The organism is Calditrichota bacterium, assembly GCA_013112635.1.
GTDB lineage: Bacteria > Calditrichota > Calditrichia > Calditrichales > J004 > JABFGF01.
The window spans coordinates 495,821-511,624 of the sequence record JABFGF010000003.1 but is presented as its reverse complement, the minus strand read 5'-3'; the positions used below and the strand labels follow the sequence as shown (position 1 = coordinate 511,624).

The window sequence follows — 15,804 nt, the reverse complement described above, 5'->3', positions numbered from 1 at the left end:
GAATAGTATTATAAATATTTTTCATAATTTGCCTCCACCTTTACCAGGTTTTCTTGAATATTTGCTAATTTATTTTGTTCACCTTCAACCACAGCTTTTGGAGCGCGTTCCACAAAATTTTTATTTTCGAGTTTTTTGCGAATTGCCATTTCCATACCTTGCAGATTTTTCAACTCTTTTTCTAAACGTGCTTTCTCTTTTTCGCGATCGATTAAATCGGACAAAGGAACAAAATATTCGCATCCTTTTACCACAACGGTTGCCGCATCTTTTTTATCAAAAGTTTTTTCCGGCTTCAGGATTGTTTCCACTTTTGCCAAGGATTTAAAATAAATTATATTTTTTGCAATCATCTCAAAAGTTGCTTCTTCACACTCAACAACCAAATCCATAGATTTTCCCGGCGGGACATCCATTTCGCTACGCATGTTTCGCAAAGCGCTAATAGAATCCTGTAAGAAAGTAAAGTCATTTTCTGCTTGAGAATCGTCCCAGGAATCCCGTGGTTTTTCCCACTGGGAAATGACAATACTTTCTTCATCTCCAGATTTAAAATTTTGCCAGATTTCTTCAGTTATAAATGGCACAAATGGATGAAGCAGCTCCATGCTTCCTTTCATGATAAACGAAGCCAGTCTAAGAGCAGTTTGCTTATCTTCAGGTTTCTCAGGTTTATACAGTCTCGGCTTAATAACCTCCAAATACCAGTCACAATAATCACCCCAGAAAAAGTGATAGACAGCTTCAAGAGCATCATGAAAACGGAACTGATCCAGATTTTTAACAACATTTTCAATGGCTGAATTATAGCGGCTCAATATCCAGCGATCGGCCAATTCAAAATTATTTTTGTATGGTTCAAAATCAGTTGAATAATCTTCCAGGTTCATGGTTAAAAAGCGAAAAGCATTCCAGACTTTGTTGGAAAAATTACGGCCGGTTTCAAAGCTTTTTTCACCAACATTCAAATCCTGTCCTTCGGCGCTCATCATAATCAGCGTAAAACGCACTGCATCGGCACTGTACAAATCAACCATTTCCAGAGGATCGATACCATTGCCCAAAGACTTACTCATCTTGCGGCCTTTTTCATCGCGCACTATGCCGTTAAAGAAAACGCTGTCAAACGGCTTATTATCCATAAATTCCAGGCCGGCCATTATCATGCGGGCCACCCAGAAAAATATTATATCCGGTCCTGTCACCAAAGTTGATGTCGGATAAAAGTTATTCAGATCATCAGCGCTGTCCGGCCAGCCCAGTGTAGAAAATGGCCATAACTGTGATGAAAACCATGTGTCCAGAACATCCTCATCCTGCACCCATTTTTCAATTGATGTTGACGGATCCGTTTTGCTAACCTGATATGCACCTTTGTCATTGTACCAAACAGGTATGCGGTGTCCCCACCATAATTGACGGGAAATACACCAGTCGCGGATATTATTCATCCAATGACGGTATGTGTTTTCAAATTTGCCCGGAGGATAAAACTTTACATCACCGTTTTCAACAGCCTGAAGCGCCTTCTCTGCCAACGGTTTCATTTTTACAAACCATTGCTCGGATAAATACGGTTCCACCGGAACATGTGAGCGATAGCTATGGCCAACGGCATGGACATGATCTTCAACTTTCTCCAGCTGACCCATTTCTTTAAGTTCGGCAACAATTTTTTTACGGGCAGCAAAGCGCTCTAATCCTGCCAAAGATTGTGGCACAGGCAACTCGTCAATCAAACCATTTTCAGTAACTTTTTGGCAAACAGGGAAGATTGTCCCGTCTTTATCCAGCATAATTACTTCATCAAGATTATGTCGCTGGCCCATTTCAAAATCATTGGGATCGTGCGCGGGTGTTGCTTTAACAAATCCGGAACCAAATTCCTTATCCACATGCTCATCAGCAAAAATTGCCACGGCACGGTTTACAAACGGGATTATTACCTTTTTACCAATCAGATGTTTCTTTTCATCATCATCCGGAGAAATAGCTACGCCTGTATCACCAAGCAGGGTTTCCGGACGCGTTGTTGCAACTACAATATATTCATCCGATCCCTCGTACTTATAACGGATGTGATACATCTTGCCATTTATTTCTTTGTGGTCCACTTCATCATCGGAAAGCGCCGTGCCGGAAGCGGGATCCCAATTTACAATGCGCTGTCCTTTATAAATCAGTCCACGCTCGTAAAATTTCTCAAAAACATCCATCACTGCGTGTGAAAGGCCTTCATCCATTGTAAAACGCTCTCGCTGCCAATCCAGAGAACAGCCAATTTTCTTTAACTGATCGTTAATAATATCGCTGTGTTCTTCCTTCCATTTCCAAACACGTTCTACAAATTTCTCACGGCCAAGGTCATGGCGTGATTTATTTTCTGATTCTTTCAGGTCGCGCTCTACAACTGCTTGCGTAGCAATCCCTGCATGATCGGTTCCCGGAAGCCAAAGTGCTTCAAAACCTGTTTTGCGCTTATAGCGGATAAGAATATCCTGGATAGCGTTATTAAAGGCATGGCCCATATGCAGACGCGCGGTCACATTTGGCGGTGGAATTACAATTGTATAAGGCGGTTTTTCTGATTTTGAATCGGCACTGAAATAATTCTTTTCAACCCACTTATCGTACCACTTATTTTCAACATTTTTAGGATCGTAAATTTTTGCTGTTTCTTTGGACATTGATTCTCCACTATTCTTAAAATTAAAACGATGCCATCTTTTTGGGATGGCATCGACAGGAAGGCCAAATATACTATTTTAAAGGGTTTAAATAAACTCCTAAAGTTGATTATCACTTATCAAAAAAGCATGAGACAGTTTAATCCGAACTTCTGCATTTTGAATGAACACAATTGCTCCGGGTTTGCCGTCAATCTCCAATGCATAATAGCCATCAAAGCCTTGTGGAGCTGGACATTTTCCTGTTTCAAAAAGCAAAGTCAAACTTTCTCCATCCAAAGCCAATCGCCGCTTGGAAATCTTATCTTCAAAATGCTGGATGGATGGATGGGTTAGCTTCCAAATGTGTAACCGTTTTTCTGCTAAAAACAGACCGCCATTTGTAAAGCCCTCTATTACAATCTTTTTTACATCTTTGCTAAACAGGTAGATGCGTTCTTTTGTTTTATGGAAACGGTAGTTTGGCCAAACGGAATTATCAATGCCCCAGCTTTCAGAAATATCGGTTAATATTTCGGATACATTTTCATCGTCAAAGGCAAGAGTATTTAAAAACCCAACTTTAACAGGATATTTTTTATTATAAAATTCTTCCGTTTTCCTAAGCCGGGCTATATAAAATCCTTCCATACCATGTTTGTGGGACCAGATTCTTTTTGTATGCTTTAATGATGGAGAAAGCTGCACATCTTTGTATTTTGTCCAGCCATCATCAAACTGCTGCAAACCTTCATTTTCTATTGGCAAAACTTCCAGCGGATATTTATTTATCATGCGCTCTACTATCAGTTCGTTTTCTTCCGGTGCGATCGAGCAGGTTGAATAAACAATCTCACCACCAACTTTTGTTGCTTTTATGGCCGAAACAAACAATTGATGTTGGATGCCGTTTATCTTTGCCAGTTTTTCGTAACTCCACCAGGCTTTAATTTCTTTGTGGGTTGCCAATGTGCCCAATCCTGTGCACGGCGTATCCAGCAAAACTTTATCAAAATATTGTGGGAAAAGTCTACCCAGGCGCTCACCAGCCGAGTAGTAAACGCAATGATTAATCAAACCCGTTTTTTGCAGATTGGCGTTTAAAGCCTGCATCCTTTTGATGTTGGAATCGTTTATAACCAAGTGTCCGCTGTTATTCATCAGCACACCAAGCTGTGTGGATTTTGATCCTGGTGCAGCGGCCATATCCAATACATTTTCACCTGGTTTTGGGTCTAATACAATTGGCGGGATTTGTGATGAGGCACCTTGAAAAGCAAAGTTACCTTTAAAAAAACCAAGTGAATGGCTTAATGAGAAAGGCGCTTCTTCCAAAAAATAGCCGATTTTTGTGAATGGTAATTCTTTTAATTTAAAACCATTATTTTGCAGTTTATCGATAATGGCCGGATAGTTTTCTTTAAGGTTATTTATGCGGATGGATTTTTGTTCTGCCTGAGCATTTAGAAAATTATTTTCATCCGCTCCCAATAAATTTTTTAAATATTCTGATAATTCCTCATTTTTGATGAGGCGTTCATTTTCCATATCTGCCTTTTAAGATTGAATACATCAATCATTTGAAGCGGTAATTTATTAAACTTTGCGGCAATAATAGAATTAATTTGAAACGGGTGAAAGCTGCAGATTTTCAAATTGGTTGCGGATGCTTTGATAATGACGGCGGGTCAAACGATTGGAATAAATATTGATAAAAGCCAGATAGTATTCCTTTTTTATCATTTTACGGGAGACTTTTACTTTTTCATGTCCTAATAAAGCCAATGTGTTTTCCTGAATTTTTTGCAAGGTACGCATTGCCCAAAAAACCGGAAGCATACAAAACATTCTAATGCCTCGTTCTTCTTTTGGTAAAAGTAAAATATAATCTATAGCTTTATCAAGATGTTTTACCGCATTTTGGATCAATTCATTAAAAAGCTGTTCAGCTTTATCTGCATTCTGTTTTTCAAAAATTGTTTTGCGGTTAAGTTTATATTTCTCTAAAAGCTCTTCAGGAATATAAGATTGCCCCCTGCGTAAATCTGTGGTCATATCACGGATAATATTTACCATCTGTAATCCTTTGCCAAAACTTTCAGCCAAAAGATTTAATTTTTTCTTGATTGGCGGCGTAATCCTATTGGAGTAAAAAGCAAATAACTCGGTTAACAGATACCCAACTGTACCGGCAACATAATACATATATTCGTCAAGTTCTTTCATTGTACCTAAGAAGGAAAATTTCCTAAGAACATTTGCCTGGGCATATTTGTGCATTCCAACAGACATTTCAATAACCCACTGACCAATATGCTTTTTAAATATTGGTGAGAATGAATAAAAAACATTCATAATTCGCGGCAGGTTATAAACAAGCTGCTCATCATGTGTTTTAGTAGGAAGTTCAATAATTCCTGCCATAAAGCGATCCAAAGATGCAGGATTCTCTTCTTTGAATATTGCAATATAATTATTCAGTAACTCTTTTTTTATATCAATAGGCAGATCTTCGCTGTCTTCCACAGTATCCGCAACACGGCATAAAAGATAAGCTACTGTCACAATGGAGTTTAATCCTTTGGGCAGCATTCTAATTGTAGGTGCAAATGTTCGCGATACTTTTGGCAACATAGAATCGCAATAAACTATATCTTCTGTCAGCTTTGTCATATCTATTCTTGATAAGTGAGTTAAGTCAATCGGAATATATTTTGTAAAAGAAAAGAATTTATCACAAAATTTTCATGAATCAAATTAATAAATCTAATCTGTATCAACTCTAACACAAACTCTGTCTTCATCTACGCTTAAATCAAAATAATATAAATCATCAATTTCACGATTTATTTTGCGATTAAGCCGGTTGATCTGTTTAACCTGGTATTCAAACTCTTCTGCATCATCTTCAAGACGATCGGCCTGCCTTTCAATCTTTTCAGATTTTTTTTCCATTTCCTTCTCAAACTCGTCTTCAACTTCTTCGTCAAATCCTGAAAGGGCAAGTTCAACCACACCACCAACAGCCGTCGCAGCAAGCTTTACACCTTCTAACCCTATATGAATACTTTTTGCGCCAATGCTGTTTCTTTTACTAAAGAGAATTTGCTGTGCTTCGTAGTAATCTCGTAATAAACTTCTTTGATTTGAGTTTAAACTCACCTTATTACTTTCAATATAAAGATCGATTTCTGGCGTAATTTCAATTAAGTACTTATCACTTTGCCGATCACAAATGATTAAAGTTTCGTCTTCAAAAACAATATAATTGTCGTCGTTAATGTTCATTTGGACATCATGAAACTTGGCCTTCATACCATCTTCAGCAAACATAATTCCGGGGATAATAATTAAACAAAATAAAAACAAAATTGTAGCAACTTTCATATGGCCTCCCTGTTAAATTAACAACAAACAAAATACGGCCGTATCTTTACTTTTGTTGCACATTTTTTTGCCGTTAAAGAAAAAAGAGCATTAGTCCAAAAATAAAATTAAATTATTTCTACAAAGAAATGGAGAGACTATGTTAAACCCTTCAAACCTTGATTTTTTAAAAGAAAAAGATAACCGCATAATTTATGTGCTTGATACAAATGTTATGCTCCACGATCCTTCGGCTATCTTCCGTTTTGATGAACACATTGTGCTCATTTCACTTTTAATGATCGAGGAAATTGATGCCAAGAAAAAAGACTCCGGTATAGGGTTCAATGCCCGGGATATTAGTAACAAGCTGGAGCAGCTGATTGAACGAACCGAAAATATTGAAGAAGGAATTGTTATTCCAAACGGTAAAAACGGTGCTCTTTATTTTGTCAGTGGTCTGTTGTCAGAAAATTTTCCTAATGAATTGAATTTGGATTATAAAGACAATGCACTCCTTTCGCAGGTAATCGGTCTTCAGGAAAAGTATCCAGACAGGTCATTTATCCTGGTTAGCAAAGACCGCAATTTAAGAATTAAATGCCGTGCCCTTGGTATTACGACAGAAGATTATTTGCACGATAAAATTTCGGAAGAATATCTTTCCAGCTTTTTCCAGCCATTAAAACACATTGGTCTGGATGAAGATGAAATCAATAAAATATTTAAAAATAAAACTGAGGGCGAATGGACCATTAATTATAGAAAAAAATGGCAGCTTAATGAAAATGAAGGGGTTGCGCTTTTTGACCCAACCGATGAATTATTTGGTTTGGGAATGCGTCAGGGCGATAAATTAAAATATCTTGATTATCATTCAACGAAAGTTCTTGATACATACCCCAAAGTTTTAAATGAAGAGCTTTATAAACATAATTTTGAACAAGCAATTTGTATGGCCCAGGCGCTGGATGATGATATTCGCATCCAAATAATTATTGGCCGTGCGGGAACAGGGAAAACCCATATTGCCATGGCAGCTGCTTTGGAAAAAGTTTTTCGGGAGCGAAAGTACGAATCAATTAAACTGATTAAACCTGTGGTAACAAAAAGCAGACTTGGTGAAGATATTGGATTTCTGCCGGGCTCGGTAAAACGAAAACTGCTGCCTAAAATGCGCCCTTTTGTTGACAAATTAAAACAGTTTACAAATAGCTCTGATACAGAAGAAGGTTGGAAAAAATTGTTGGATTCCGGTGTGATTGAAATGATGAACCTTGCTGATGTTCGTGGTGCCGACCTTGCAAATTCATTTGTAATTTTTGATGAAGCACAAAATGCCAATCCTTTTCAGATGCGTACGTTGGGCACACGTTTGGGTGAAGATACAAAACTAATCGTTCTGGGCGATCCGACCCAGATTGACAGCATTTATCTTGATAAATATAGTAATGCCCTAATTAACTTGTATGAAAGCTCTATAAAAAAACCAACACCGTTTATTGCCCACATTTGCCTGGTACAAATGGTGCGTTCTTTCACCTCAAAATGGTTCGAAGAAACCTTAAAAGTCCCCGGTAGTTAATGCAAAAACTGTTGCTTTACTGGTTCAAAGAAAACAAACGGGATCTGCCATGGCGTACTAATCCGGACTGGTATAAAACGTTTTTAAGTGAAATAATCCTGCAGCAAACAACCGTTGTACAGGGCTGGCCTTATTTTCAAAAATTCCTCAAAAAATATCCTAATATTAATTCTCTGGCGCTGGCAAATGAACACGATGTTTTACATTTGTGGGCCGGCCTTGGTTATTATGCGCGTGCCAGGAATATGTTAAAAGCAGCCAAAATCATTTCTCAAAAGTACAATGGCAAATTTCCTCAAGACTATAAAACAGCGCTTTCCCTGCCGGGGATTGGACCTTACAGCGCTTCAGCAATTTTGTCCATTTCTTTTAACTTGCCTTTTTCCGTGATGGATGGAAATGTTATCCGTGTCATCAGTAGAATATTTGCAATAAAAGACGACACTCGTGACCCTGCAACTTTGAAATTTATAAAAGAAAAAGCTGACAGTTTGCTGGACAAAAGTGAACCTGGGAATTTCAACGAAGCAATGATGGAACTTGGCGCTACTATTTGCTTACCGTCAAAACCAAAGTGCTCTGGTTGCCCAATCCATAAAAACTGTTCGGCATACAAAAGAAATTTGGTAGACAGAATTCCATACAAATCAAAACCGGCAAAGAAAAAGAAAAAATATAATATTGTTGGTGTTGTAATGAATAAATCTAAGATTTGTATTGTTCGTCGCCCCGGAACTGGATTTTTAGCAGGCCTGTGGGAGTTTCCACTAATTGAAGTTAAAACTGATGATTTTTCTAAAATTAATATTACAGATCATTTTAAAAAGATGTATGGTTTAAATGTTTTCCGGGAAATTGAATCACCTAAAATGCGCCAAACATACAGCCATATAGATTTGAAATTTATTGCCGTAACTTTGAGAACCGGCAGTAAAACAATCCTGAAAAATAGCTATGTTGAAAGTAAGTGGGTTAAATTTGAGGAATTAGAAAATTTTGCAATCCACAATGGGCATAAAAAAATAATTGAATGGCTGAAGCTTTCAAAATTAATAACTAAATCCGAGGGATAAATACAAACTTTTCCGGCCTAAACTGGTTTTTCCCCATCCGACAAAAAGTGGTCCAAGGAAAGTATCAATACCTATGTTTGCACCGATCCCGGAAAAAAAATCTTCGGAATTAACAACCAAATCAGGGCTTTGAAGAACACTTCCAAAATCATAACGGACTGATGCATAGGTGTCAGAAATTATTTTAACAGGCAGTTTATAGCGATACTCAAAATTCATTATAACAATCTGTTTTCCAAAAAGCTCGTTTTCCAGTAACCCGTAAAAACTATCCAATCCGCCAACCCTGAAATTCTCGGAAAATGGCAAAGATTCATCACCAAGCCCCATAAGAAACCTTATATGACCAATGTGGTCTATGTTAAACAAACGATAATAACCTTCCAGGTTTAGCAAGATTTTCGTATATGATTCCTGACTGTTTAAAAGAAAACTATTCCCGTTTTCCCAGGCCCAGTGATTAAATATACCTTTTGTTGGGAAATCAATCCGGTCACGTTTATCAGTAATTGAATGAAGTGCAAAAGCACGTAACTCAAAATTTTTAGGTTTTGTAAAATCGCCTTCGAGTCTAAAATCTTTTACCCGTTCAATTCGCACTTCACCTACAAGCTGTCCTATGCGGGCTAGTTGCTGACCAACCTGCAATTTAATCCCCAATCGTTCTTCGCGGTATTTTCCGTTTTGAGGTGTTCCCTTTTTAAAGGGATTTATTTCCCAGGTAAAATAACTTTGGGCGGCAAATGTAAGAAAAGATGTGAAAATACGGTCATTCCGAAAACTGAATCCGAGCAAACCATCATTTACACCCAATCGTGTTTGTAGTTTTATTTTAACACCTTTACCCAAAAAGTTTTCATCCGCAAGTTCCATGTAACCCTGAAAATTTCGCTCTATATCGGCTTTGCCACCAATTTGAAAACGGATAGAAGGTTTTTCATTTACCCCGATCACCAAATCGGCGGTGTGCCCGTTGCGCTTTATATCCACACTGACGCGGCTGTACAAAGAACTTGCATAAACATTATCTATACCTTTTTTTACAGAAAGCCAATTAAAGGCATCATTTTTTTGCAGGGCAAACTCACGTAGAATTAAGAAATCTTCAGATTTTTCGTTTCCTTCAACTGAGATGTTTTTAATAATGCCTTCATTAATCTCAAATAAAAGTATTCCTGTATCTTCATTAAAAAATACTTTGTCAAAATTCATCAAAGAAAAACCCTGCTTGCGGTAAATTGACAATACCTTACTTAGGTCGTTTTTTAGGGTTTGTGAATTTAATGCTATGCCTTTTTTTGTTTTTATAGAATCCAACAATTCGCTGCTTGTAATATGATTATTCCCACTTATCTGAATTGAATCAACTTTGCCGAATTGAATAAAATCAAAGTTCAACACCGTGCCGGTTGAATCAAGATTTGAAGATATTTTTTTAAAAAACCCTCTATCAATCCATTTTTTTAATGAATCTGAAATAAGTGATTTGGATACATGTTTTTTACCATTTGCATCTCTTTCCAAACCTAGACCGGCATTAATTAAGCGCCCCGGTTTTGAAATATTTACTTCATCTATTTCAAAACTTTGCAAAGAATGATGATTCCAATTATTAAGTTTTTCTTGCAAAGAAGCGATCTTTAATTCCATTGCCATTTTTCCTGCCAGGATCATAGAATCAATTTTTGAGAAATCTGTATTTGTTACTTTTGGTATTTTAGGAAGAACAAGAACATCAACATTTTTATGTTCTTTTAAATTGTTTTGATCAGTCATGATTGTTGTTACCTGATCCGCTACTTCCCATGGTGCCTTTATTTGATCACGGCTACGCAGAGTAGCACTTACATCGGATGCTATTATCACATCCATGTTCATATCCATTGCAACGCCAACCGGGAGATTTGCTTTTATTCCGCCATCCACCAAAAGCATTCCATCACGGCTAACCGGTGAGAACAGTAGAGGAACAGCTAAAGAACCATTAAGTGCTTCAGCGATATTTCCATCTTTAATTACACACATATTTCCACTAACAATATCCGTTGCAACAGAGCGGAATGGTATTTTCAAATCATCAAAATCATCTTTCACCTGATAAGGCGCCATTAAAAAGAGATCAGATAAAATGTTTAAAACTTTTTGCCCGGGAGTAACGGCATTTGGGATGTAGGGCTTAAAATCCTGAAGACGCAATGATAAGAGATAGCGATCCTGTTCGCTTTTTTGGCCAAGAAATAAAGACGTCCTTTGCGGATTATCGCTAAAGATATCCACCCAATTTATCGACTCAGTGATATTTTTAATTTCAGCTGGCGAATAACCGGCAGCATAAAGTCCGCCAACAACGCCGCCAATACTTGTTCCAACAATCAAGTCAGGTACAATTCCCAAACTATCCAGAACTTTAATCACACCAATATGAGAAATACCGCGAGAACCGCCACCGCTAAGTACAAGGGCAATTTTTGGTTTTTGTTGCAGATTTGAAGACTCGATAGATGAGACTTTGCCATTTTCAAATACAATTTCAGAACTGTATTCCTGGGCCTGAAGGATATTGAAGAAAAAAGTGAAAAGTGAAAAATGAAAAATGAAAGTTTTAAATGACATTGTTTTTTTTGATAATTGGTTGAGCGGCAATTTAAGAAATAAAAAGAATTGGATTCAAAAATCTTAATTTTTATAGATTTGTATAAATATCTATTAGAATTCTTTTTCTATTACGTGAATTTTACTATCAACATAATCCATTGCCTTTATTCTTGATACCCGTTTCATATCAAGATTAATCATTTTATCGGAGAAGTCTTCCCAAAATTCTCTTTTATCAAAGGAATACTTTTTCATATCATTCATAATTAGTGATGTTGTCAACCTATTTATTGTATAATATGCAAACCGAGAATTGGGCATCTCATTTATATAGAGCATTTTTGCTTTTTCCAATAAAAAATTGAATTGTTTATACGTATACTTTGATCCACATTGTGGTAAATAATATCGATAAATGTAGCTCAAATCATTAATAATACGTAATGATAGCATATTTGATGGCTGCTTTTCTAAGAGTTTAAGAAAAGACATTTCTTTTAATTCAGGAGTATCCCTCAACAGACCATTTTCTCGGAAGATTTTTTTATACTCATTAATATGCAAATATTCGGTCGGGAGTACTTCAAATTCTATCCATTTTGATTCGATGCTATCACTTTTAAACTTTAATACTGCTTTTATCTTGTAGTACCCTGGCTCAAAATATCTATGTATTAACTCTTTACTTCCCTTCATAAAACTTTGCAAGTTATAATATGAACCAACAGGAAATTCGACTTCAGATTTAGGTGCGATTTCATAAAAATATCTTTTATTGCTTCCCCGTACGCAATAAAACCGTTTAATTGTTTTTATTGGCTGTAGTTGTCCATCCAGAATAATGAACTCTAGATATTCAGGGTATTTTCCAATAGGACTTTTAGGAAGTACAAGTAATTCCTGTCTGTTGTTTTTAATTATGATTTTTACAAAAATATATTCCAAGTATTGAAATTTATCGCCACCTAGGTCGAGAGATACTTCAATATTATTCGCTAAACAGTTAGTGTTTAAAGTGAGAGTTATTACAGCAATTTGGATAAGTGTTTTCAAAAGGGCTAATCAATTTATTAATAATTTTAAACTTCGTAAATTCAACATTTTTGTTACAAAGTTTTTGAATGGCAATTATTAATTTTTGCCCTGCTGTGCGGAGAGCTCTTTAAAATATGCTTCAATCAGTTTCTGATAATCGCTGTGGTAACCTTCGCTCATTGCTTTTTTCAGGGCATCCTGAAGTTGTTTTAAAGTAAGATTTTCTGAGTCTTTAATTTTACCTGGATCCTTGGCAAAATATTTTTTGGCCTGTTCTGCTTTTCGCTTCTTAGAAAATTCACGCTCACGGACCGATTTTTGGGCATCCAGCATGCGCGATAAAATTTGTTGTTGACGATCGATGGTTTTACGGTTTACATTATTAGCCAGCATATCCTGTACGATTTCATCCATTTGCTCACCCATTTCATTAAGGCGCCCCAACATGTCCGAACGGTTGCCCATTTTTTCTGCCATTTCCTGCATTGCCTGTTGAATTGCTTTTTGTTGTGCAGCCAGCCTTTTGCTACCGGCCTGTTGTTTCATAGACATTTGGCCCTGGTTTCCTTCACCTTCCATAAAATTTAGGGTTTCATTATTTAAACCGCCTTGTTGTCCGGCCATTTGCTGAAGCTGTTCCATAAATTGTTCAAACCCGGTCCCCGATTGAGAGCCCGACATTTGTTGCATCGATTTTTGCATACTGCCAAGACCACGGTTTAAAGCTGTCATTGCCCGTTGCTGGTCACCAGCGGCTTGGGCATTTCTTCGCTCACTCAAATCATCCAAACTTCTTTGCATATTGCTGTAAGCATTGGCCATGTTTTTACTTAACTCGGGATTAATAAAAAATGTCTCTTTTGAAAGTTGAATTATATCGGATAAAAGTTTTCCCAGGTTTTCTTGCAGATGGGCCTGTTTGCGAGCCATTTGTTTCAAGTCTTCATTTATCTGCGAAGCATTTTTTGTAGCCCGCTGAATTTTCTCCTGCTCATGGGAAAGCTTAAGCATCTTCTGTGTTGCAGCGGCCATTTTCTTTTGAACATTTTGTTTATTTTGTCGCTTCAAACTTTGCATTGCCTGGTTTAAATCCTGCTGCATTTGTTGAAAAGATTTTTGCAGTTTTTGTGATTGGTTTCCTGCCTGCTCCATTTGCTGATTTTTTAAATCTTGTTTTAATTGTGCTAATTGCTCTTTTAGTTTCTGGTCGCCAATTTCATTATTTGCTTTTTCTAAATTCTCCCTGGCTTCCTGAAATTTATTTAGTTGATCTTTTTTCAACATATTTTCCAGGTTTCGTTCCAGCGAGCTCAGTAATTCGTTTTGTTGATTTTGATCTGTTTTAAGCTGTTCCCGGTTTTCATCAGATAAACTATCCGGTTCTTTCATCGCCTCGCTCATCTTTTGTTGATTATCGGCCAGCCGCTCAGCTTGTTGGACTAATTGATCCATTTGCTGTTCTAACTGAACCTGTTTAAACAACTCAAGTGTGCGTTCCAAATTTGCCTGAAACGCTTCCTGGTTTTGCTTAAAATTTTCAAGTGCTTTTTGAACATCTTTTTGATTAGATTTTTCCATAGCCTGTTCCAGCTTTTTCATCGCTTCCAAAAGTTCTGGGGTTGCGATTTCCTGAAACAAGTTTTGAAGCTGACTGTATTTTTCCATTATCTCCGGATTCATTAAGCTGTTTTTGTCCAGCTTCTCAATCATTTCCTGCAGTTCCTGTTGAATCTTTTCAATTTTTTCCTGTGCCGATTTTTGCTCATCCAGGCTGTTTTCAATTTGCTTTTTCAAATCCCAATCTAATTCTTCAGACCTTTTTAGTTCACGGTTTATTTCATCCAGCTTTTGCCTAAGTTCTTCAGATTCTTCAGCCATTGTCTCGAGTTCATCAACCTTTTCTTCCTCCCGTCCTGCAAACTCTTCAAAAAGCTCATTAATTGATGGAAAGCGAACACGATAAACCGGGCTTACAGATTTGGAATAGCCATTTACACTATTGTTATCCAAGGCAACAGCGAAATACTCCAACTCATCATCATAGCCCACATACATTGTGTTAAAATCAAAATAGTCATGTATTTCAAGTTGTGTTTTATTGGCCCTAAAATCTTTTAACTTAAAACGGTGCCATAAACTATCTGTAGAATTTCCCTTTTTGATATATCTGTAGTTCAGATAAACATTGCTCAGACCATAATCATCAGAAGCATCAACTTTAAAACCCATAATATCTTCAAGTTGGGCTTCAATATCTTCTCCAGGTTCAACAATATCCACATAAGGCGCATTATCCGGCAGCAAAGAAATTGTATATGTAATTGGATTGCTGTTTACTAAACCTTCAACATCCACTAAACTTATTTTATATTTTCCATTCTTTTTCACTGAGAACTCTGTAGTTGCCAATTTCCCTTTTGTTTGTAAATGCAAAGTATCAGTGTCATTAAAGGTGATGAATGCATTTTTTAACACCTTGTTCGATGTAATTTTAAATTGCAACCCTGAACCTGCCAGACACGAAATGTTACCGTCATTTGTATCGTTTAGAAATGGCTCCGTTTTACTATAAGCTGGCGGCGTAGTTTTTACAGATAGTTCCTTTACAAGCGGCGGAACCAACACTCCAATTTGATAAGTTTCTGAGTTAATACTTCCTTCAAGGTCATTTCCCCTTAAGGGTATTGCAGAAAAGGTGTATGAAAATGGCGATGTAATTTCTTTTAATCTGGCTACATAATGGTCTTTTCTTTTTTCTAAAATCATCTTACGTTGCTGATTTTCATTTCCATCATAAAAAATAAAGAGTTCTACATTTTTTGCCTGTGGACCTTGATAACCAACTTTGATTTCCAATGGCTGCTTATACAAAACATCTTTGTTGCCGGGAAAAACATTAAAACTATAAGGTGGGATTTTCAAGTAGTTATTAGTCGGGTTTAAAAGCCGCAAAGTAGAGTTAGCAAGATTTGCCCACTGAAAAGACATTAGAATAAGTGCACTAATAAAAACAGGAATAATTAGTTTTATTGAAGGTAAGTTATCTTTAATACTTAGTTTATTTATAAATGGATCGGCTTCAATTTCAGAACTCCATTGGTCAATAGCCGCATCAATTATTTGTGACGATTTTTTTTGGGAAAGTTGATAAATATTTACAAGGCGGTCAGCAATTGCCGGATTTTTCTTACCGATATCAATTGCAATTGAACTTAAATCTGAGTTTTGTTTTAAACTATTCCATTCTCTAAACGGGTTTATAATTAATTTAAAAATTAAAAACAAAACAATTGGGATATTCAATAAAAACAATCCCCAACGTGTTATTTTTGAAAAATATAAAGCAGAATCAGCCAGGGAAACACTTAACCACAAAATAAAAAACAGCAAAAAGAAACGGGAAATTTTTCCAGCTAAATGATATGCTTTTTCTTTTTTACCATATTGAAAGAGTTGTTTAATAATTTGATTTTCAATTTGCATA

General features: G+C 36.6%; 9 protein-coding genes. 2 read left to right on the top strand and 7 right to left on the bottom strand.

Going from position 1 to position 15,804, the window contains the following annotated elements; all coding sequences use genetic code 11:
* Positions 1-8: 8 nt before the first annotated feature.
* The 4 genes from HND50_11255 to HND50_11240 all read right to left on the bottom strand — a co-directional run bounded on the left by HND50_11255 (position 9) and on the right by HND50_11240 (position 6,053).
* A complete protein-coding gene (locus HND50_11255; GenBank protein ID NOG45805.1) occupies positions 9-2,687 on the bottom strand; it encodes a valine--tRNA ligase in 2,679 nt (892 codons plus the stop codon).
* Positions 2,688-2,786: 99 nt separating this feature from the next.
* Positions 2,787-4,214: an RsmB/NOP family class I SAM-dependent RNA methyltransferase gene (locus HND50_11250; GenBank protein ID NOG45804.1), complete on the bottom strand. Its 1,428-nt coding sequence runs from the start codon at positions 4,212-4,214 to the stop codon at positions 2,787-2,789.
* A gap of 72 nt (positions 4,215-4,286) precedes the next feature.
* Positions 4,287-5,339, bottom strand: coding sequence for a squalene/phytoene synthase family protein (locus HND50_11245; GenBank protein ID NOG45803.1), 1,053 nt, complete (start codon positions 5,337-5,339; stop codon positions 4,287-4,289).
* Between the two features lie 93 nt (positions 5,340-5,432).
* Positions 5,433-6,053, bottom strand: coding sequence for a hypothetical protein (locus HND50_11240; protein NOG45802.1), 621 nt, complete (start codon positions 6,051-6,053; stop codon positions 5,433-5,435).
* A 139-nt stretch (positions 6,054-6,192) separates the two neighbouring features.
* On the opposite strand from HND50_11240, the gene HND50_11235 reads away from it, so the two are divergent.
* Complete coding sequence (locus HND50_11235; protein NOG45801.1) at positions 6,193-7,617, top strand: AAA family ATPase; 1,425 nt, start codon at positions 6,193-6,195, stop codon at positions 7,615-7,617.
* Entirely contained in the window at positions 7,617-8,690 is a 1,074-nt protein-coding gene (mutY, locus tag HND50_11230; protein ID NOG45800.1) for an A/G-specific adenine glycosylase, read from the top strand. Before HND50_11235 ends, mutY begins: the two co-directional genes overlap by 1 nt.
* Here the strand turns inward: mutY and HND50_11225 are convergent.
* From HND50_11225 to HND50_11215, 3 genes are all read right to left on the bottom strand, one after another.
* Positions 8,667-11,303, bottom strand: coding sequence for a BamA/TamA family outer membrane protein (locus HND50_11225; GenBank protein NOG45799.1), 2,637 nt, complete (start codon positions 11,301-11,303; stop codon positions 8,667-8,669). The two genes, mutY and HND50_11225, sit on opposite strands and share 24 nt — an antisense overlap.
* Before the next feature lie 93 nt (positions 11,304-11,396).
* Positions 11,397-12,338 carry a hypothetical protein gene (locus HND50_11220; protein ID NOG45798.1) on the bottom strand — a complete coding sequence of 314 codons (942 nt, stop codon included), beginning with the start codon at positions 12,336-12,338 and terminating at the stop codon, positions 11,397-11,399.
* Between the two features lie 78 nt (positions 12,339-12,416).
* Positions 12,417-15,803 (bottom strand): hypothetical protein, encoded by a 3,387-nt coding sequence (locus HND50_11215; protein ID NOG45797.1) that lies wholly within the window; start codon positions 15,801-15,803, stop codon positions 12,417-12,419.
* Between the last annotated feature and the right edge of the window lies 1 nt (position 15,804).